This is a genomic window from Laceyella putida, from assembly GCF_042665195.1.
Taxonomy (GTDB): domain Bacteria; phylum Bacillota; class Bacilli; order Thermoactinomycetales; family Thermoactinomycetaceae; genus Laceyella; species Laceyella putida.
Genome location: NZ_JBHTBW010000062.1, coordinates 1 through 19,271, shown reverse-complemented (window position 1 = coordinate 19,271; position 19,271 = coordinate 1). Strand labels below are relative to the sequence as shown.

The 19,271-nt window shown below is 50.1% G+C and carries 20 protein-coding genes; 6 read left to right on the top strand and 14 right to left on the bottom strand.

The genetic code is table 11. From position 1 onward, the window contains the following. Position 1 precedes the first annotated feature (1 nt). Positions 2-301: a hypothetical protein gene (locus tag ACFQNG_RS17130; RefSeq protein ID WP_379866925.1), complete on the top strand. Its 300-nt coding sequence runs from the start codon at positions 2-4 to the stop codon at positions 299-301. Positions 302-589: 288 nt separating this feature from the next. Here the strand turns inward: ACFQNG_RS17130 and ACFQNG_RS17125 are convergent, their stop codons facing one another. After that, positions 590-775 carry a hypothetical protein gene (locus ACFQNG_RS17125; RefSeq protein ID WP_379866923.1) on the bottom strand — a complete coding sequence of 62 codons (186 nt, stop codon included), beginning with the start codon at positions 773-775 and terminating at the stop codon, positions 590-592. Between the two features lie 242 nt (positions 776-1,017). On the opposite strand from ACFQNG_RS17125, the gene ACFQNG_RS17120 reads away from it, so the two are divergent. The 3 genes from ACFQNG_RS17120 to ACFQNG_RS17110 all read left to right on the top strand — a co-directional run bounded on the left by ACFQNG_RS17120 (position 1,018) and on the right by ACFQNG_RS17110 (position 4,235). Beyond that, positions 1,018-1,794: an SDR family NAD(P)-dependent oxidoreductase gene (locus ACFQNG_RS17120; protein WP_379866920.1), complete on the top strand. Its 777-nt coding sequence runs from the start codon at positions 1,018-1,020 to the stop codon at positions 1,792-1,794. A gap of 130 nt (positions 1,795-1,924) precedes the next feature. After that, positions 1,925-3,220 (top strand): ABC transporter substrate-binding protein, encoded by a 1,296-nt coding sequence (locus ACFQNG_RS17115; protein ID WP_379866918.1) that lies wholly within the window; start codon positions 1,925-1,927, stop codon positions 3,218-3,220. Between the two features lie 172 nt (positions 3,221-3,392). Next, positions 3,393-4,235: a DegV family protein gene (locus ACFQNG_RS17110; RefSeq protein WP_379866916.1), complete on the top strand. Its 843-nt coding sequence runs from the start codon at positions 3,393-3,395 to the stop codon at positions 4,233-4,235. A 118-nt stretch (positions 4,236-4,353) separates the two neighbouring features. On the opposite strand, the gene ACFQNG_RS17105 is transcribed toward ACFQNG_RS17110, so the two are convergent. The 3 genes from ACFQNG_RS17105 to ACFQNG_RS17095 form a co-directional block, all read right to left on the bottom strand. Then, positions 4,354-5,043 carry a response regulator gene (locus tag ACFQNG_RS17105; protein WP_379866914.1) on the bottom strand — a complete coding sequence of 230 codons (690 nt, stop codon included), beginning with the start codon at positions 5,041-5,043 and terminating at the stop codon, positions 4,354-4,356. Beyond that, complete coding sequence (locus ACFQNG_RS17100; RefSeq protein WP_379866912.1) at positions 5,044-6,627, bottom strand: ATP-binding protein; 1,584 nt, start codon at positions 6,625-6,627, stop codon at positions 5,044-5,046. A gap of 397 nt (positions 6,628-7,024) precedes the next feature. Next, positions 7,025-8,899 (bottom strand): terpene cyclase/mutase family protein, encoded by a 1,875-nt coding sequence (locus tag ACFQNG_RS17095; protein ID WP_379866910.1) that lies wholly within the window; start codon positions 8,897-8,899, stop codon positions 7,025-7,027. A 356-nt stretch (positions 8,900-9,255) separates the two neighbouring features. On the opposite strand from ACFQNG_RS17095, the gene dnaI reads away from it, so the two are divergent. Next, positions 9,256-10,191: a primosomal protein DnaI gene (gene dnaI, locus ACFQNG_RS17090; RefSeq protein WP_379866908.1), complete on the top strand. Its 936-nt coding sequence runs from the start codon at positions 9,256-9,258 to the stop codon at positions 10,189-10,191. A gap of 57 nt (positions 10,192-10,248) precedes the next feature. On the opposite strand, the gene ACFQNG_RS17085 is transcribed toward dnaI, so the two are convergent. From ACFQNG_RS17085 to ACFQNG_RS17075, 3 genes are all read right to left on the bottom strand, one after another. Further along, positions 10,249-11,802, bottom strand: coding sequence for an asparagine synthetase B family protein (locus ACFQNG_RS17085; RefSeq protein WP_379866905.1), 1,554 nt, complete (start codon positions 11,800-11,802; stop codon positions 10,249-10,251). Positions 11,803-11,846: 44 nt separating this feature from the next. Continuing rightward, positions 11,847-12,170, bottom strand: a complete 324-nt coding sequence (locus tag ACFQNG_RS17080; RefSeq protein ID WP_379866903.1) for a hypothetical protein — start codon at positions 12,168-12,170, stop codon at positions 11,847-11,849. Between the two features lie 230 nt (positions 12,171-12,400). Continuing rightward, positions 12,401-12,700, bottom strand: coding sequence for a hypothetical protein (locus ACFQNG_RS17075; RefSeq protein WP_379866901.1), 300 nt, complete (start codon positions 12,698-12,700; stop codon positions 12,401-12,403). Positions 12,701-12,974: 274 nt separating this feature from the next. Here ACFQNG_RS17075 and ACFQNG_RS17070 point away from each other — a divergent pair, with 274 nt between their 5' ends. Further along, positions 12,975-14,294 carry a helix-turn-helix domain-containing protein gene (locus ACFQNG_RS17070; RefSeq protein ID WP_379866899.1) on the top strand — a complete coding sequence of 440 codons (1,320 nt, stop codon included), beginning with the start codon at positions 12,975-12,977 and terminating at the stop codon, positions 14,292-14,294. 235 nt (positions 14,295-14,529) lie between these two features. Here ACFQNG_RS17070 and ACFQNG_RS17065 read toward each other — a convergent pair whose 3' ends face one another. From ACFQNG_RS17065 to ACFQNG_RS17035, 7 genes are all read right to left on the bottom strand, one after another. Further along, complete coding sequence (locus tag ACFQNG_RS17065; protein ID WP_379866897.1) at positions 14,530-15,117, bottom strand: LOG family protein; 588 nt, start codon at positions 15,115-15,117, stop codon at positions 14,530-14,532. A 211-nt stretch (positions 15,118-15,328) separates the two neighbouring features. Next, the gene (locus tag ACFQNG_RS17060; protein ID WP_379866895.1) at positions 15,329-16,093 is read right to left on the bottom strand and encodes a YheC/YheD family protein; all 765 of its coding nucleotides are present in this window, start codon (positions 16,091-16,093) and stop codon (positions 15,329-15,331) included. Between the two features lie 77 nt (positions 16,094-16,170). After that, a complete protein-coding gene (locus ACFQNG_RS17055; protein ID WP_379866893.1) occupies positions 16,171-17,139 on the bottom strand; it encodes a threonine ammonia-lyase in 969 nt (322 codons plus the stop codon). A 17-nt stretch (positions 17,140-17,156) separates the two neighbouring features. After that, on the bottom strand, positions 17,157-17,501 hold the full coding sequence (locus ACFQNG_RS17050; RefSeq protein ID WP_379866891.1) for a nuclear transport factor 2 family protein: 345 nt from the start codon (positions 17,499-17,501) through the stop codon (positions 17,157-17,159). Continuing rightward, positions 17,501-18,313: a M55 family metallopeptidase gene (locus ACFQNG_RS17045; protein ID WP_379866890.1), complete on the bottom strand. Its 813-nt coding sequence runs from the start codon at positions 18,311-18,313 to the stop codon at positions 17,501-17,503. The genes ACFQNG_RS17050 and ACFQNG_RS17045 overlap by 1 nt, the downstream gene beginning before the upstream one ends. A 47-nt stretch (positions 18,314-18,360) precedes the next feature. Further along, entirely contained in the window at positions 18,361-18,615 is a 255-nt protein-coding gene (locus ACFQNG_RS17040; RefSeq protein WP_379866889.1) for a hypothetical protein, read from the bottom strand. Between the two features lie 14 nt (positions 18,616-18,629). Continuing rightward, entirely contained in the window at positions 18,630-18,881 is a 252-nt protein-coding gene (locus tag ACFQNG_RS17035; protein ID WP_379866887.1) for a PolC-type DNA polymerase III N-terminal domain-containing protein, read from the bottom strand. Between the last annotated feature and the right edge of the window lie 390 nt (positions 18,882-19,271).

Genomic DNA, 19,271 nt, shown 5'->3' with positions numbered 1-19,271 from the left:
TATGTCCGTTTACCGCTTTGAACAAGAAATTCTGCACATTAAACGGGACATCCAAGAATGCGAACGGCAGATCTACTTTCATCAGGACGAAATGCAACGCGCCCATCGTCACGGTGAGTCCAATATCGAACGATACCACCGGCAGGAGCAATTGCGTTGGGAACGCAAACTCCGCGACTATACCCATGACCTCATTCAAGCCGAACAGCGCCTGGAACGGGCTGAACAGGAAGAAGCCACCCTTCTTGCGCGTGAGTTGGATGCCAAACAAGATGGGCGAAGCCGTAACACCTGGAGTTGACAAAACCCCCTTCACCAAGCAAGTGAAGGGGGTTTTGTCATGGGAGGCGTGAGGCTGCCCCTGGCTCAAGCATCGCAGACTGAAATGATTCTATTCTTAGGCAACGGATGGGAGACGTCACCCCTTTCGATATTTGAACGCATCTCAAGGTCTGTGGACCACTTGAATGAAAAGCAACAAGAGGGGGATCACCTCCCCCCTGATTAATTCGCAAACGGATGCTTTTCCCTTCCGTGTTTTTGGAAATGTCTATGCAGAAAAAGGACCTTTGCGATCCATTCTTTCAAGTTAAATGAAATCCAATTCCTCTTCACTCATCACACTCTCACATACATGGCACAACCACTGTTCTTCCACTTTTTCCACCTGCCCTCCCGGCACGTGGCAATGCGGGCAAATGTCGACTTTTTTCTTCTGTCCCCCACCGCGACCCCCAAACGCAATAACCAATGGTTTGAATAATAAACCTGTCATTACGTTTCCCCCTTTACGCTACTTGTCATAATAATAACATTCTGACAATTGCCGCTTCAAGTGGAAATTGGTATTTTTTGTAAAAAAATGCAAGATAAACGGATCAGGAAGGGGCGCCTTGATTCCCGTCAAACATCAACCACAACGAAGGTCCCTGCTCTGGATGGATCCGAGTTGTTTCAGCATGGTTTGTGATAGAATCGAAAAAGAAAAAGAGAATCCATCCAACGGAGGAACCAGTTATGGGTATGGCTTTGATTACCGGAGCATCTGAGGGAATCGGGAAAGAGCTGGCTCATTTGTTTGCCGCGGCGGGGCATGATGTGATCCTGGTTGCGCGCAACCGAGCCAAACTGGAGGCGTTGGCGCAAACATTAATCACACGCCATGGCATCCAAGCCAACATCATCGTCAAAGATCTGGGTCATCCCCAAGCGGCGGATGAGATTTATCACATCTGCCAAACGGAACAGTGGCCGATTGATTATCTGGTCAATAATGCGGGATTCGGTTTGTTGGGCTCTTTTGTCGATACCGAGTTGGCCACAGAAACCGATATGATCGCAGTCAATGTGACCGCCTTGACACAGCTGACCAAACGCTTCTTGCCACACATGGTGGAGCGCCGGTCTGGCCGCATCCTGCAAGTGGCTTCCCTGGCCTCTTTCATGCCCGGCCCGCTCATGTCCGTGTATTATGCGACAAAAGCGTATGTGTTGTCTTTTTCCGAAGCCTTGCAACAAGAATTGCGGGGAACGGGCGTAACGGTAACTGCCTTGTGTCCGGGCCCGACCAATACGGCTTTCAAACACCGTGCCAATATGAACAATCCCCCCCATGTCGAGAAAAGTTCATTGGATGTCCGCCATGTCGCGCAAGCGGGCTACGCCGGCATGATGAAAGGGAAAACCATCGTCATCCCAGGCTTCCCCTACCGAACCTTTGTCTTTCTCTGCCGTTTTCTGCCACGCGCATGGGTGAGCCGCTTTGTCCATTTCAATCAAAAGCAACGCCTCTAGGATGGAACACGACGCTTCCATCCTTGTTTTAAATAATACTATGTACTTCTATTCGAAAATATTAGATAATAACATTAGTTCTTGTCCATATACCATTTACTTAATACCGAACGACAAGGAGGGTACTCATTTGCGTAAGGAATGGTCAACACTCGCTCTTCTGTTTGCCCTCATGTTGGTTTTAACCGCTTGCAGCCAATCTTCTGCCATCTCTGAGCCATCCGATCCCAAGCAGGCAAACCAGCTTGAAATATTCAGCTGGTGGACAGGCGCGGGGGAAGAAGCGGGCTTGCAAGCACTGTTAAAGGTGTTTACAGAGAAGCATCCCGACATCGCAGTGGTCAATGCGGCAGCCGCTGGCGGCGCTGGAACCAATTTCAAAACCGTGTTAGCCACCCGCATCCAAAAAAACAAGCCACCCGATACCTTCCAAGTCCATGGTGGAGCTGAACTGAATGAACAATGGGTGGCCGCTGGCAAGATGGAACCTCTCAATGATCTCTTCACACAACAAGGCTGGATGGACAAATTCCCGGCTTCACTCGTCCAAATGGTAAGCAAAGACGGCAAAATCTACTCCATTCCCGTCAATGTTCACCGCAGCAACGTGCTTTGGTACAACAAGAAAGTTTTTGACCAATACGGCCTCAAGCCGCCAGCCACCTTTGACGACTTCTTCAAGGCAGCCGACACGCTCAAAGCGAAAGGCATTACGCCACTCGCCTTGGGAGATAAAGAGCCTTGGGCCGCCACCCATTTGTTTGAAAGCGTTTTAGCTGGAACCCTTGGGCCCATCGATTACAACAAGTTATGGAGTGGCCATGTCCATTTTGACGATCCCCGGATCAAACTGGCCTTTGACACATATAAAAAGATGTTGACTTACGTCAATCAAGACCACGCCAACCACAATTGGCAGGACTCCGTGCAGATGGTGGGCAAAGGGGAAGCCGCCATGACGGTGATGGGCGATTGGGCGAAAGGTTATTTATCCAATGATCTGGAACTGAAACTGAACCAAGACTTTGGATTTGCCCCCGCCCCCAATACGAAGGGGATTTTTATCGCCGTCACCGATACGTTTGGTTTGCCAAAAGGGGCAAAACATCCTCTTGCCACGAAAAAATTCCTTGAAGTGATTGGTTCGGCAGAAGCCCAGGATGCGTTTAATCCCATCAAAGGTTCCATTCCGGCCCGGCTTGATGCGGATGTGAACAAATATGACGAATATGGCAAAACAACCATCGAAGACTTTAAAAAAGACTTCATCACTCCCAGCCTCGCGCATGGGTCGGCGGCTCCCCAAGGATTTGTGGCCCAGTGTAACCAGTTGATCCATACCTTCGTCGCCCAAGGCGATGTGCCTTCCGCTTTAACCGCCCTCAAACAGGCGGCCACCGCGAACCACATCGGATCAAAGAAATAGGGTTCAACCATGGCGACCTCACAATGGGTCGCCTCATTTCATAGTCGTCTCTCTTTTCCTTCCGGCCACCTTTTTGTATGATTATATACATTTATAAAATATAATCCTTTGCATACCCTTGCATGGGCATCAGAACTCGAAGTATACTGAATGTACTTAAAGGGGGATTATCATGCAAAAAATTGCTGTTGTGACGGATAGTTCGGCAGATCTATCGGCAGAATTTGTTGGAAATTTCAATATACAAATCGTCCCATTGCGCGTCATCTACCAACACGGCGAATACCGTGATGGCGTCGATATCTCACCTGAAGAAGTGGTGGAACGGTTAGACCAAGAAACCCCCACCACCTCCATGCCGTCGCCAGAAGATATGGCCAATCTGTTCAAACGGCTGGAACAAGACGGGTTTACTCATTGCATCGTCATTCCCGTGTCCTCTGGATTGAGTGGCACGTATAATACTTTTCGTTTAATGGCTGAAGATTTTTCGATGAAAATCGATGTAATCGATTCCAAAGGCGTTTCGTGGATCCTCGGCTTTCTCGTATTGGAAGCGGCAAAATTGATCCAGGAAAACTGGAACTACCAAGACATCCTGAACCGCTTGGAAGAGGTAAAGGAACGGATCAAAGGATTCTTTATCGTCGACACGCTTGAATATATCCAAAAAGGGGGCCGCATCGGCAAAGTGGCCGCCGCTTTAGGCTCGATGCTCAACATTAAGCCGATCATCACCCTGGACGGAGAAGGAAAACTCTCCCCACTCACCATGGCGCGCGGCAAAAAGCAAGCACTGAAAAAAATGCTGGAACCGATTATCGAGCAAATCGAACAAGCCAAAGCGAGCATTGCGATCGTGCACAGCAAAGCCGAAAAAGAAGCCGAAGCCTTGAAGAATCAGTTGCAGGAATATGAGAATGTCCTCCAGTTGCACATCAGCTCCATCAGCCCGGCTTTGTCCGTTCATGCTGGACCAGGATTGCTCGGCATCGTCATCAAAGGGGAAAATTGAAGCAAACCATCCACTTTCAAAAGAGAAGTGGATGGTTTTTTTATCACGCAGATCCCCCGCCCCTTGTCAGCGTTTGCAACCGTGTGCCAAACCAATCTCCTTACCCGCAATCCCCCTCCTATGATTTGATCATATACTTCCGTTCCGGTCGACCCACACTCCCATAAGACAGGTCCGCTTTCAAGCGGCCACTTGACACCAAAAATTCCAAATACCTCCTTGCTGTCGTACGGCTCACGCCCACCTTGACAGCCACTTCCTCTGTCGTCACGCCCTTGCCGGACATTGAGGTGACCGTCCGCAACACCTTCCCCAATGTCACCGGATCAATCCCTTTGGGAAACACTTCCGCCGACCGCTTCTCCTCGCTTTCGGCTCGCCATAACCATCGGTCCAGTTCCGCTTGGTTCAGGCGAGTGCGATCAGTTAAGCGCATCTGTTCCCGATAACGTCCCAGGGTCTGGGCAAAACGCTGAAACATGACCGGTTTGATCAGATAATCGACCACCCCTCCCCGCAATGCTTCCCTGATCATCTCTCCTTCCCCGGCCGCGGTGATCATGATGATGTCCATTTCTTTATGGTATTGCCGAATGTACCAGATCAGGTCCATTCCTTTCATGTCCGGCAAATAGACATCCAGCAGCACCAATTGCGGTTTCAGCACATCTAAGTAATCCTTGGCCTCTTGCCCGCTGTTGGCGATCGCGGTCATTTGGAAACCGCCTACTTTATCCAGAAATCGCCGATGGATCTCAGCGATGCGAACATCATCCTCCACAATCAGCACTTCAATCGCGCTCGTCACTTAAGACCTCCCCCTCTCTTTCGGCAGAACGACAGTAAAAACCGCTCCACCCCATTCGCCCTTTTCCACCGTCACATAACCCCCACACTCCGCGGTCAACTGCTCCACCGTGGCCAGACCATAACCCCGTTCACCGGGATGACTGACTGGTTTCGTCGAGTAACCTTGTTGAAAAATCAACGCCAACTCTTCCTCAGCAATGCCATGTCCCGCATCTTCCACTTCAAACAAGAGACTGTCTCCCATATCCGTGAAAAACAAACGAACATGACGCCGTTCCGGAGGCTGGGCCTCTACCGCCTCCAACGCATTGCTGATGAGATTGCCCAAAATCGAAATGAGGGATGAACGAGGGATCACGGCGGGAAGCGGATCGGTCAGTTCACTTTCTTCATCAATGGTCAAGTTGATTTTCATTTCCGCAGCGCGGTGATAAAAACCCAACAGCACAGCCCCCAACCAAGGATCGGGAATCTGGTGGAGCGTGCGCTCGATATGCGACTGATTCGCGCAACTCTTCTCGCCGATCAAATCAAGCGCCTCTTGGTAGGAACCCAATTGAATCAATCCCGATAACGTATACAAGGTGTTATGGAATTCGTGGGTTTGCGCCCGCATCGCCTCCACCACTTGTTTCACTTGCGATAATTGTTGATTTAACTGGTCCAGTTCAGATTTCAATCGGAAACTGGCGACAGCCCCCACCACATTGCCTTTGTCATGGATCGGGAAACGATTCAACACCAGTTCTTTTCCCTCTACCACCAACTCACGGTCCAATTCTGCCACGCCCGTATGGAGCACATGGCCCAACCGCAAATCGGGAAAGACACGGTCGATGGGTTGGCCCAGCCATGACCCATCCCGCTCTTTTTCCAAGATGTGCAAGGCTGCCTGATTCATCAGGGAAATCTCCTTTTTCTGATTAATCATCACAAACCCTTCGAGCACACTTTCAATCAAGGCATGGCGCTCTTGATACATCTGCGAGATCTCTTCGGGCTCCAAGCCCAAGATCGAACGCTTCAACCGGGCGGCCAACCTTTTGGCCCCCACGATCCCCACACCCAGCGCCAGCAAGGCCAGCCAAACAAACTGAGATAGATAGTCGGACGTCATCCGTTCCACATCGCTGAGCAGGATCCCGACGGACACCAGGCCAATGATCCGTCCCGTGTCATCGCGGATCGGCGCTTTGCCCCGGATCGAAGCCCCCATCGATCCCACCGCCTTGGATACATAGGCTTCTCCTTTGCGCAAGGCCCTGTCACTATCCCCGCCAAGCATTTTTTTTCCGATCATTTGGGGGTTGGGATGGGAGTAGCGAATTTGCTCCCGATTGCCCACCACAATAAATACCGCGCCCGTCTCTCGCCGAATCCGCTCGGCTTGCGGCTGGATCACGCGCCAAGGTTCTTCTGCGGCAAACGCTTCCCGGATCTCTTTCATCTGGGCCACGGTTTTGGCAATGCCGAGCGCCCGTTTCCCCACTTGCGCCTCCACTTGCTCTAAAGCCAGCACATAAAATACGATGCCCAGCAAAGCAACAACGGAACATAACAGGATGCTGATCCACCAAACCAACTTCTGCTCCAATGACCACTTGATCGCGGGAATCGCCTCCTTTCAAACGGCTAACGCTTGTCTTGATTGCTCATAGTCTATTTATTTTATAATAACTTTTCTATTAAACACAGACAAAAAGCCGGTCACATCAACCGGCTGAGCTTGCTGACAAAGTAGCCCCGGAGTCGATTTTTGAGTCTGCGTTCCTTGGTCGCCTCATCGGGAAGGTGCTCCGTCGCCGAACTTCGGCGCGGGCAAAGTCACTGTCGTTCTTACGGTTGCCCGCTTTCTTCCTTCGTTCGGCACTCCGCTTCATGAACAGCTCCCAGTTTACTCCGCTTTCAAAAATCTTCCTCCTTTAGGTTTGTCAAGATTCTGAGCTGGTCGCATCAACCGGCTTTCCGATCTGTCATCCTCAGTCGCCCCATTTTTTCCTATAATGGAGCAACGTCTGAAGCGGCCAAACGGTGGGATAACTATGATAATAAGCATAAAATTGGCCTGCCAACCCCGCTCCGACCGGATACCGCCATTGCCAAGAATCGGGTTGTTCCAACAAAGAGAGCAAACAACTCATCCCGCGTTCAATCGCCGGTATGGGGCGATCATGGTAAGCGATCAAGGCATCGAGCGCCCAAGCCGTTTGCACGACGGTCGATTGGGACAATGGAATATACTTGCGTTTCACATCACTTGCACAGGATTCACCCCATCCGCCATCCCGGTTTTGCCTTGCCAACAACCATTTGAGCGCTTTTCCGATCATCGGCTGATCGCGCGGCACCCCCACCGCAGCCAGTCCTGTCAACGCCGTCCATGTGCCATACAGGTAGGCGACTCCCCAGCGTCCGTACCACGAGCCATCTATCCGCTGATGATGATACAGCCAGCTCCAGGCCCGGCGCACCTCAGGCCGGTCAATCGTCCAACCGACATGCTGGCCGAGAAAGCGCAATACACGCCCGGTCATATCCGCACTGGAAGGATCACCCCAGACTTGTTTGCCTTCTTTAAAGGGAATCAATGATAACCAGCGCTTTTGTTTATTCCTCTCAAAAGCGGACCAGCCGCCATCATCGTTTTGCATGGACAAAAGCCACGTCAGCCCGCGTTGCCACGCTTCCCGATCGCTTCCCTCCGCCTTCAATGGGGTTAAGGCACTCAAACAGGCCAAGGTGTCGTCCACATCGGGGTGGATCGTGTTGCTGCGTGAAAACCCCCAGCCCCCTGGATGAATGCCGGGATTATCCCGCGCCCAGTCACCGACCCGCTCTTGTTGTTTGGATAGCAGAAAGCGGGCACCGCGCCGCCAAATGAAGTCCGTCGGCGGCAACCCAGCCATCCCCAAGGTTTGCAGTATCAACGCGCTGTCCCATATCGTCGATGTGGCTTCTTGGATATGCATCCCCTCCGAAACAGGGCAAGCGAAAGTAGCGATTCCCCTCATCGCTCGTTGCAACAAAGGATGATGTTTGGGATAACCCAAAGCGAGCAGAGCAAAAATCATCAAAAAGGTGCTGGTTGTATAGCTATATAATGTTCCATCCTCCTCAAGCCGGCTCAACATGAAGTCGCGCCCCCACTGCACCCCCTTCTGATGCCACTCTTGCCGATCCAGGGCCTGCAGATGGATATCTTCCCATTCCGCTGCCAAACTCCACCCGTCTGGAGAGGATTCCTGGTCCAACCGAAGATCAGACAGTGCGGGCAACCATTCATCAATCTCCTTTTTTCCCGGCAAATGAACGCAAAATTGCCGGTCTGCTGCCAAGATGACCGGCGCGACATGCACACGGGAATAGCTGACAAGGTCAAAAAAGTGGACTGGGCTCCATGGCGGCAACAGAAAAAATTCCACAGGCACCCGCGTGCGCAGTCCCCAGCGTTTATGGCCCAACAGGCAGAGCGCCACTTGGGTCAAACTCCCTGATCGACTGATCCCCCCTTGCTCCAACAAAAACTGGCGCGCCCGTTTCATCAAGGGATCACTTGGATCTTTGACTCCCGTATAAAAGAGGGCCAAGCATGCTTCCAAGGTCGCGGAGACATTCCCCTCTTTTTCGTCCGGATAGCATTTCCACGTGCCCTCATCCGTCTGTCTGGCCAAGATTCGCTCAATCAAGGCCTGTGGCAACCCATCCGCTTCCATGCCCAGCACTTTTAACAACAGCAGGTAATACGCATCCGTCATCGGTCCGCTTTCAAAACAAAAATTCCAACTCCCGTCGGCAGCTTGAGCGGCAATCAGCTTCTGTTTCAACTTGTCGACCTGTTCACTGATCCGGTCCATGAGCATTCTCTCCATCCCCTCTCCTCTGCCTGCTCCCTTCTATATCAACTTATTCGCGGAACGCAAAAAAACCACTCCATCGAGCGGTTTGACCCCCTTTTGCTTGGGAATCATCCATGTTGCCACGGCTCCCGCACCATCCGCCAACCCCCCACCATTTCCCAAAACATGGGGCAATTAGCAAAAAAACGACACACTCAAAGGATGAAAAACATCCACCATTCCTGATAGAATAGAACATGCACACGAAAAATGGAGATGGCATGCCCATCGTCATGCCAATCATGGGATGCCATCATGAACGAAGACCCAACTGAGATCATCCTCACCTAAGCCGTTTGTAAGGAGGTGGCAAGTTGAAACGCATAGATGAGGTGCATGTCCTTTTAAATAAAAAGCTGAAAAGAGCCGTTGACAAAGAAACTCAACTTAAAGTCTTATTGAAATTCCCCCTGTTGCAAGAGTTTATCAGCAAGCATCCGGACCTGCCGCATGAGGTATATGTTCGTTCTTTTTCTTACTTGCAGCAATTCGTGATGGAGCGGACCCATTGCAGTCGCTGTCCCGGTTTGGAGCGGTGCCCCAACATGATGCAGGGTCACTATCCGGAACTCTATGAATATAGTGGCATCATCGATTTGCAGATGCACGAATGCAGTAAGTTGCGCGCCCATAATGAAACCAAGCGCAACCAATCCTTGATACGCTGTCACCACATTCCCACTGAAATCCGCGCCGCCACCTTTGATACGATCGATTGCGACAGCGGCCGGGTCGAAGCGATCCATTCGGCCATCGACTTTTGCATTCATGTCACCAGCGGCAAATCCGCACGGGGCCTTTACCTGTATGGCGCCTTTGGGGTGGGGAAAAGCCATATTGCCGGAGCGATTACCAACTACCTTGCCCAGTATGGCATCTCTTCCCTCATGGTTCATCTGCCGGCACTGACGGAAGAAATGAAAAGCGCAATCAATGAAACCAATGGAAGCATCAGCGAAAAGATAAGCGCTTTGAAAACGGCGCCTGTTCTCATCCTGGATGACATCGGTGCAGAATCACTCACTCCTTGGATCCGTGATGACATATTATCCGTTGTGCTGCAATTCCGCATGACGGAGCAACTGCCGACCCTTTACACTTCCAACATGACACTGGATGAATTGGAAGAACATTTTTCCCACACCGCCAAAGGGGGTTGGGATGTCTTAAAGGGCAAACGACTGATGGAACGGATTCGCCCGTTTGTCCAACCGATTCTTGTGCAAGGCAAAAACCGGCGTTACCAATGAACGGACTAAACCCAAGCGCATGGCTTGACAGCCCAAACGCTTGGGTTTTTCATTCCCCTAATCAACAGTGAGCCTCTCCAACCCGCTTAACCATTGTCCAATTTGCATCATCCACAAAATCTCGTCCCACAATTGCATGCGCTTCCGCCCATCCTCCCACCACTGGATCAGCCGATCGGGATCGATCCATTGCCACTCCGCCAGATGGGGGTGCTCGTGAAGCCACTGCCTGCCAGTCCACTCCCACTCATACGGCGGGACTCGTTGCTGGAATCTGCCCCAGGGCGCAGGAGATGTGGCCAGTGGGGCGGGCAGGGCAGATGAATGACCGTTCCATCGCTGAAGGAGTTGTAAGGAAGAGACGTGTTTTCCCGGAATGGAAATCGCCACTTCCAACCACTCCCGGCTTAAAGCAGGATAAAAAAACCGCAATCCTTTCTCCAACCAAAACGGGGCATAGAACAGGGCATCCTCTTCGTTCAGCCAACATTGAAGCGGCCAAAGGTGCGGATCCTGTTCCTGCAATTCCCTTTCACGCACCAGAAGCCGTTCTTTGGCTTCCTTGGTAAACAAAGTGGAAGCGGAAAACATCCCCCGCCACCAACGCTGTTTGTTTTGCCACCCTTCCCAATAAAGCCGGAGCGCACTTTTTCTCCTCCGCAAACCACTCACGGTAAAAACGGCGTCGTAACATAACCGGGTCACTTCATCCCGCACACAATGCTCTCGCCAATAGTGCAAATACGGCGCGGCGAGATAAAAAGAGGGAAGCCACGTTGCCGGGACAGAGGGATGGGGAACCGTCCCATCCCATTCCAAAATGACACAGGGCACCTCTTCCCCATGGGCAATTCGCCGCGCCAACGCAATTTCGGCAAGGGAGCGCTTTTCCTTGATCATATATGCAACCAATCCGCTGGCAAAGGGCTTTAACAGGGAGACCGTCGCCGCGCCTTGTTCCCCGTCACTAAGCAACACGCCGACTTTCTCCTCCTGGCGACCTGATTTTCGCCATATCAGCCGTTTCACCATCGTATCGTGCAAAAAGGACATGAGATCTTCCGTGCGCCACTTGTTAAGATGCGGTTGTGGCAAAGGCACATCGAAAACACTGACTTGAATTCGTTCATCTTCATAGCGGGCCAACCCCCCAGCCGGAACGCGGTGAATATCGCGATAGAAAGAAGCCGTTTCCGGCAGTCCCCCTTGCAAATAAGAAATAAGCACCCGGTCTGGCTCCACTTGGGCCAATGCCGAACGATCGGCTTCAAGCAGATCAGGCAAAGCCATGGACCACAACCACTGCCGTCCGCGCTTTCGATAATACAATGGGGCTTTGCAAAGCAAACTGCGATATAAAAACCCTTTTTTTCGTTTGCGGTCAAAATAAACCAAAATAAACGGACCATCTAGTTTTTTTAAAAAATCCAGCCCATTCTGCAACAATTCATCCAGTTCTTGCCTTGCCCGCGTCATATCACGCTCGATTAAAAATTTTAAAAATAAACGCGCTTCAGGAGCCTGATTATTCCATACTTCGCCAAAAAACTGCAAATCACTCCGGAAAAAGATGGGGTCGACAATTCCCTTTATCGTTTGCTCACCGCACACTGCGACTCAACCCTTTCGCTCGCGACCGTCTCCCCTTATCTCTATTATGAAAGCATCCTTTTCGCCACAAGCACTGCCAAAAGTCGTTGATAAGCGAAAATGTCTTTCCCTGGTGGGATCATCACAACAAGTAAAGCGAATAAGAATACGGTGTGGAAACGTCGCCATCCGTCATTGTGATCTTCCACGCCATAAAAAAAGCACAGCCTGATCTTCGACTGTACTGCCACTCTCTCTTCTATTATACCAATAATACCAATAGACCACTCCCCCACCACCAGACAGGGGAGGCTTGGGTATCTTTTCGGGCAAAGGGTATCGCATTGATATAAAAAAAGACCTTTGAAAAAGGTCTGCAAACGATTCACTCTATTCTCATTCACCTTCTCTATGTAACAAACCGCCATCTTGCAAGCTCACTGGGATGTTGATTGCCGCTAATTTATATCAAGGGATTCTGTCACTCTTTCATGTTGTTCACTGTAGAAGAGAATCAATCTTGTCTCGGGTAAATGGGTGAACTGGTTGTCGAACCGTTTTTGAGTCCCTTACGGGTCAGTAGTGGAATTTGGTAAAACATCACTGATCTCGTAAAAAATCAACCAAAAATGTCAAACGATCTGCCGGCGAAGATCTTCACGCCGTCTTGAACTTCCGCCTCAATTAAATCCATCAAAGGCAAATCGATCACTTGGCCATTTTCCGCATGGATTTGCAGGGTTTTGACAATTCGGCGCGAATGGTGATGTACATAGCAAGTTACCTTCACATCTTCACATTGGCTTTTTTTCTCGGAAACTTGCTGATTTTCAAGTAATTCAATTTGAGAACGCTGTTTTAAATCGGACAGAAATGGTTGGATCTTTTCCATTTGACCCTCTACTTGTATTTTTAACATGATAGACACCCTCCCAGAATATTCTCTCTCTTTCTTATCGGAAACCTTTCAATGACCATCTACTGATATTAGTTTATAAATCTCTAAGACAATTTGCAAATTAATATAAAATTACGAATCGTGGCAGGGTTTATGAAGATATGTGCCTAATTAAATAAATATCCCTAACATGTGACAAACATATTCATATGCACTTTGCACATTTGCATAAAAAGCAATGGAATTTCCTCCTAATCAACAAAATAATTTTTTTTAAAAACCGGGAGGTGAGCCTTTGTTACCACTTGATCATGAAAATGCCGCACGGCTTATCAAGAAAAAGCGGAAAGAACTCGGTTTGAGACAAAGCGATTTGGTCGATGACACCGTAAAGCTTCACGCCATCAGAAAAGTGGAAAAAGGGGAAATTGTGAGTGATGATATCCTCATTCGCATATGCAATAAATTGGCCTTGGACCCTGAACATCTCTCCGAATCGTATGAAGATGTGCGCGATGGTGAGGAACAATTAAAGTTTAAGTTATTCGCCATCGAACATGACATGGACATGGTTGGTCCGGAGGAAGGCTTGGAAGAATTGCGCAAGGTGGACATCGATAATGATCATCCGCTGCAAGCATGGCACCTATTTTTAAAAGGCAAATATAATGACCGCAAAGGCCACTGGAAAAAAGCCCAAGCCCAATATTTAAAAGCGCTCAGCATTATCAACCAGTATCCGGAATTGGAAATGGACAACTTAAAAGCTTCCACCTACAACGAATTGGGACGCTGTTGTTACTACCAAAACGATTTGGAGCAAGCGTTGGCTTATATCGAAAAAGGATTGGAAGCGTATAACCCTGGTGGCGATCGAAATTATATTGTGTATCACTTGAAAATGTCGAAGACGATTTATTTGGAAAAACTTGACCGCAATGAGGAAGCGGTGCGCACATTGGAAGAGATGTGGGAAGACATCGGAAAGATTGACAGCATGGAAATCCGCCTCATCATGTACGAAACGCATGCCCAACTCCTCATTAAACAAGAGCTTTTCGAAAAAGCCATTGAATATGCCACCAAAGCCATTCGCATGGCGCGGCTTGACCAAAACGTGGACCGTTCGTTCGAATTGTGGACAACCCTGGGTGAGAGTTTTAAAAATAGCAGGGATTACAACAAAGCCGAAATCTGTTTTCGCACGGCATTAAAATTAGAGAAAAAAGTCAGAAAAAAAAATGTGCTGGTATCTACCTATACCAAATTGGGTGTGCTATACTTAAAGACAAAAAAAATCACCCTCGCGCAAAACGCTTTACTCAAGGCAGTTCAACTTGGACAACGCACCAACGACGCGCTGAAATATTGTACCGCCCTTGCCGCGTTAGGCGACTGTTACATGTTGCAAGAGCAGACGGCGGAAGCACGTCAATGCTTTCAACAAGCTCTCACCCTTGCTGAAAGACACGCGTTAAATATCCATTTGCCCGAAATCCTGGTAAAGCTGGCCAAATGTTGCGAGAGGGATGATCCAGCCACTTACGAAACCTACAAAAACCGTGTATTTCAATTTTATGTCAAGTACTATGCGAAAGGAGGGGATTCCACATGAAACGCATTGGTTTTGGCGAACCACCTCAGGCATAACCCAAATGGAACACAACTTTTCCTGCAAGTGAGCAGTCATTCATTGATGACTGCTTTTTTTATTTACATAGATTATAACATTAATTCTAACAAAAAATGAACCAACCTTGGGAAAAACAGTGTGTCTTTTTATTGCGAACCCGCTTTGCAACCCCCGGAAAAAACCAGCTCCTTCTTGCAGAGCTGGTGTGCCGCTGCCACTATTTCTGTTTGGCCAACTCGGACCACTTCGTTTGCAAAGCGGGGGGTTGATATTGTTCCATTTTGCTGAGCAATCGCTCGGGATCACTCTCGGAAATCACGATTTGCCCATGATCCTTCGGGAAAAACCCTTCGCTGACCGCTTTTTGGATCATGCTTAACACGGGCTCATAGTAGCCATTGACATTCAGCAAGCCAATTGGTTTCCGATGAATGCCAAGCTGTCCCCAACTCAATACTTCAAATACCTCTTCCAGCGTGCCATACCCGCCCGGAAGGGCGACAAAGCCGTCTGACAGCTCCATCATCTTCGCTTTCCGTTCATGCATGCTACTCACTTCGATCAGTTCAGTCAGCGCCTGGTGCACCATCTCTCCCCGGAATAAGGCCGTCGGCATCACACCAATCGCTTTGCCTTTTCGCTCCAAGACAGTATCGGCCACAGCTCCCATCAATCCAAGGCGTGATCCCCCATAGACCAACTCCATTCCCCGTGCCGCCAAACTCACTCCCAATTGTTGAGCCGCTTCGCGATAAAGTGGTTGATTGCCCGGATTGGAACCCGCATACACACAAACTCGTTTCATTCCCATCCTCCTCCATTGCGATTCATTTTAAGGCTGCTACCATCATACCGATTTCTAAATTTTACCAAATGACTTGTTGGGTGACAACACAAAAATGGAGAGAAACCTCTCTCGCCAGGCGAATTTGACCGATGCAAAAGCTGTCTCACTCCGCTGTCATCCTTATGTAGCTTAAACCAACCTCCGAAAGAGGCGGGCAAAGACCCGCCTCTTAGCCATGCTTCCGCACCATCTTCTCCACCTCACGGTACTGAGAGTAATCCTTCTTCCGCAATTGTTCCATAAACGAGGGAAGAGATGGCTTCGGATAAGCCTCCAGCAACCATACCCACCCCGACGGATCGATTGCGAAATCAAAGCCCAGCATGCGATGGCGCGGAAACGTTTGCCCCAACCTCTCCGCTGAGCGGATCGAGAGCGTGGCGAACGTTTCTGTCGTGCGCTTCAAATCGAGATGATTAACATTGGAATCTCTCAACGCTTCTGTCAAACTGAGGCAATCTCCCTTGAATTTCTTAGGGTCCACTCCCTCTCCTTCCCCCATCACCTTGGCCAGCATCCCCAGCACCCGCCATTCTGCCCGCTTCGGTTCCACCCGATACACCAGCACCCGCACTTCAAATGGCAGTCCAAGCAGCTCCGCCCGTGGGACCGCTTGTTGCAACAAGTAAGGGGTTTTCGCTTTTTTCGTCATTCGTTGCAACCGCGGAAACAATTCACCCGTTGGCATGCGAAAGCCCTTCATGTCCACTTGGATTTCCGCCCGATGTTGATCCACTCTGCGCAATTTGATCTGCCCGGCACCGTCTCTTTCCCCTGTCGGTTTCAACACCAATTCTGGATATCGTCCCCACATCCAATGAAAGCTCTCCCTATTAAACAACCAGGTCTCCGGCAAATGTTCTTCAATGATCTCGTCATGAAGGAGGAGCTGATGAATCCCATCCCATTGAACCCCGACCTTTTTCAAACGCATCCTCCTTTTCTCCCAATCTATTCATAGGATATGCGACCGTTTGATGGCGGCAACGGACAGGCTCCCAGAAAGAAAGTCTAAATCGGCGGATTCGCGCGCAAAGAAGGCAGCATGGTCAAATCCACATTTCCCCCACTGATGATCACGCCAACTCGCTTGATGTCAGCAGGCACTTGATGATGCAGCAATGCCGCAAGCGCAACTGCCGATGAGGGTTCAATCACCAACTTCAGCCGGGTGAAAGCGAATTCCCAAGCAGCCCTGATCTCCTCCTCCGTCACAAGAAAAAGGTGATCCACCAACCGCTGGATAATCGGAAAAGTGAGTTTGCCAGGACTGGTCGTTCTCAACCCATCCGCCACCGTTTCCGGCGCCGAAATGGTAACCCGCTTGCCCGCTTGGATCGACAGATAAACATCGTTGCCTCGCGCCGGTTCCACTCCTGCCACTAATGTCTCCGGCGCATGCCCTTTGACAGCCAAAGCCGTCCCGGAGATCAAGCCTCCACCACCCACCGGAGTGATCACCGCATCAAGGTGGGAGACCTCTGTCATCAGTTCCAGCGCCGCGGTGCCTGCCCCGGCGATGATCCGCGGATCATCGTATGGCGGGACCAACACCATATTTTCCTCTTCCACCCATCGCCGCGCCACCGCTTCACGGTCTTCGCGCTGGCGGTCATAAAAATGAATGTGGGCCCCATAGCCCCTTGTCGCCTCCACTTTTACCGGAGGGGCATCTTGCGGCATGCAAATCACCGCCCGCAAATTCCACATGCTCGCAGCCAACGCCACTGCTTGCGCATGATTTCCGGATGAGAAGCAGACCAGGCCCCGTTTCTTCTCCGCGGGGGACAATCGGCTCACGGCATGATAGGCACCGCGAAATTTAAAAGCGCCACCCCTCTGGAAATTTTCGCATTTCAGAAATATTTCCTTGCCCGTCAGCCGATTTAAGGTGCGCGAGGTAACAACAGGCGTTTGATTCACCTCGTCACGAATCCGCTCATGGGCCCGTTTCACATCATGGAAAGTGGGTAAGAACATCTAGGCATTCTCCTTGATCAACCAGATTTTCGCAATCCGCCCCTCCTCCGCTTCATAAATGGCAATCGCTTCAAACGGTTCCGTCGTGCGCGCCCGACAATCCGTTCATGATCTATCACCTTGTTCCCCACACGCATCCGACTCACCAACTCCGCTTTCATGGCGGGATATTTGGCAAACAATACCGCATAGTGCCTTGCGAACGCGTCCATTCCTGACAAGACCAAGGTATTGAGATGGTCATACACTTGCACGCTTGGAGCAAAAGCCGCCAAAAATCGTTCCAACTCTTTGGCATTATATGCTTCCAATTGCTGCTGTACAGGAATGATTGCCTTGTGCATTTCATCACCTTTTCTCATCACACTTGTCCTGCCAACGCCAACATCGCCCCCAATGTGGTAAGCAGTGCTTGGGGTTGCTGAATGGAAATGGTGACCGTCGTCTCCCGATCCAACTCAGCCTGTGGCAGGAGGGCCGCCATCTCCGCTTGCCCCCGGTGGCTAAACTCGACTTTCATTTCCAGTGGGTGTGAAGTCTTCAATGGTCTTCCTTCGCCTCGCCTTTGGATGGCTTCTTGCGTGCGCCGTCTCAAGACGGCCCGGCTTTCCTCAAGCGGCAAGCATTTGGCCGCTTGCCAGGAAACGGTTTCTTTGACCACTGCTGTATGGACTGTGGGCACCAGCTGTTTCGCTTCCAACGCAAGTTGGTCATCACCCGACACCAACCAGACGGGGACATCGAAAAGTCCCGCATAAATCGCATTGAGGCCAAATTCACCCACCACTTGGCCATTGATGCGGCAGTTCCGAACAATCGGGGTCATGGTGTGGCTCAGTAAGCCAGACGCCCCGCTGCGTGCATGATAACCGAGAAGCAACACGCCATCATAAGAGCCATCTAAGCCGTGCATCATATACCCTGAACGCTGAAAACCGGATATTAAGCGAGCCTGGGGATGCAACCGCTCGATCAGCAAGTTGTTTCCTTCAAAGTGGCTATCCGCCACCACGATTTCCCTTGCCCCGCATGCGAGCGCCGTCTCCACCACCACATTGACGTCTTCCGTCATCAGTTGGCGACCACGTTGATAATTCAAGCGATCCGGGAGAATATACGAACGGTCATGAATGCCAGAGATGCCTTCCATATCGACTGAGATGTACAGTTTCACCTTCACTCCCTCCTCGCTCTCTCCTTATTCCCGCAACAGGGTGGCCTTCACACATCTTTTTGACGATCCCCCCGCCATCTTAAGAGAACCGGCATCTCTTTGCCCGTGATGCGCCGATAATATTTGATGATGAGCGAGTCCAGCTCTCGTTCGCGCGCCATCTGCAATACGGCCGGATTGGCAAAGATCACCTCTATCCGCTTGTCATCGACCCGCCACTCCGCTTGGCCAAACCAAGTGGCCGCCGCAGGGGTGTGGGTTTGTTCGATCCACTTTTGAATCCAGAACCGATACTTGGCCAAGACCACCTCATGGTTCAGGCGGTCATATTGAAAAAAAAAGAGACCTGCACCTCTGGATAAAAGTATTGTCTCACGCGCTGCTGCAAGGATTGCCAGATTTCCGGATCAAGCGGTTCCGCCAAGTGGAGATGCACATTCCACTTCCGTTTTTGCCGGTCCACTTGCACTTCCTTGACATAGGCATGTGCCAACTCCCGTTCCAGCCATTCTTGTGGCAGTCCCACTTCTCGAAACAGTTGACTTAACGCTTTGCGCCCCTGATCCATGCTCATTCCTCCCACAAGCAACTCTCACCTTTATTCTAACATATGTTCGCATCAATCCGTAGCAAAAACGACCTGACAAACAGAGTGTACACCACTTTAAAACGTTAAACCGGACCACTCGATCATGTTAATGTGTTTTAAATTTTTTAAAAATTGTGGATATGTGGATAAGTTTGTTGATAAACTTTTCATTTTGTCGAATTGAGTCGGGGAATTTCGCGTATTCAAAAGGAGATTGGCATGTTCATTTTTAAAAAAAGCCGCCCCAACCGGAGACTGATGCAGAAAGATTACTTAAAAATGATTATTCTACAGTTTTTGGAACCAAAACGGCTCATATGAAAAAATAAAGAAGCACTCCCTGATCTTGTAAAGCAGGAAGTGCTTCTT

Bases quoted from the DNA above. Each gene is read 5' to 3' on its own strand.
- ACFQNG_RS17110 (WP_379866916.1), top strand. From the start codon at position 3,393: ATGCAAAAAATTGCTGTTGTGACGGATAGTTCGGCAGATCTATCGGCA.
- ACFQNG_RS17065 (WP_379866897.1), bottom strand. From the start codon at position 15,117: ATGAAACGAGTTTGTGTGTATGCGGGTTCCAATCCGGGCAATCAACCA.
- ACFQNG_RS17095 (WP_379866910.1), bottom strand. From the start codon at position 8,899: ATGGACCGGATCAGTGAACAGGTCGACAAGTTGAAACAGAAGCTGATT.
- ACFQNG_RS17125 (WP_379866923.1), bottom strand. From the start codon at position 775: ATGACAGGTTTATTATTCAAACCATTGGTTATTGCGTTTGGGGGTCGC.
- ACFQNG_RS17120 (WP_379866920.1), top strand. From the start codon at position 1,018: ATGGGTATGGCTTTGATTACCGGAGCATCTGAGGGAATCGGGAAAGAG.
- ACFQNG_RS17055 (WP_379866893.1), bottom strand. From the start codon at position 17,139: ATGTTCTTACCCACTTTCCATGATGTGAAACGGGCCCATGAGCGGATT.
- ACFQNG_RS17075 (WP_379866901.1), bottom strand. From the start codon at position 12,700: ATGTTAAAAATACAAGTAGAGGGTCAAATGGAAAAGATCCAACCATTT.
- ACFQNG_RS17050 (WP_379866891.1), bottom strand. From the start codon at position 17,501: ATGAGAAAAGGTGATGAAATGCACAAGGCAATCATTCCTGTACAGCAG.
- ACFQNG_RS17035 (WP_379866887.1), bottom strand. From the start codon at position 18,881: ATGGATCAGGGGCGCAAAGCGTTAAGTCAACTGTTTCGAGAAGTGGGA.
- ACFQNG_RS17130 (WP_379866925.1), top strand. From the start codon at position 2: ATGTCCGTTTACCGCTTTGAACAAGAAATTCTGCACATTAAACGGGAC.
- ACFQNG_RS17060 (WP_379866895.1), bottom strand. From the start codon at position 16,093: ATGCGTTTGAAAAAGGTCGGGGTTCAATGGGATGGGATTCATCAGCTC.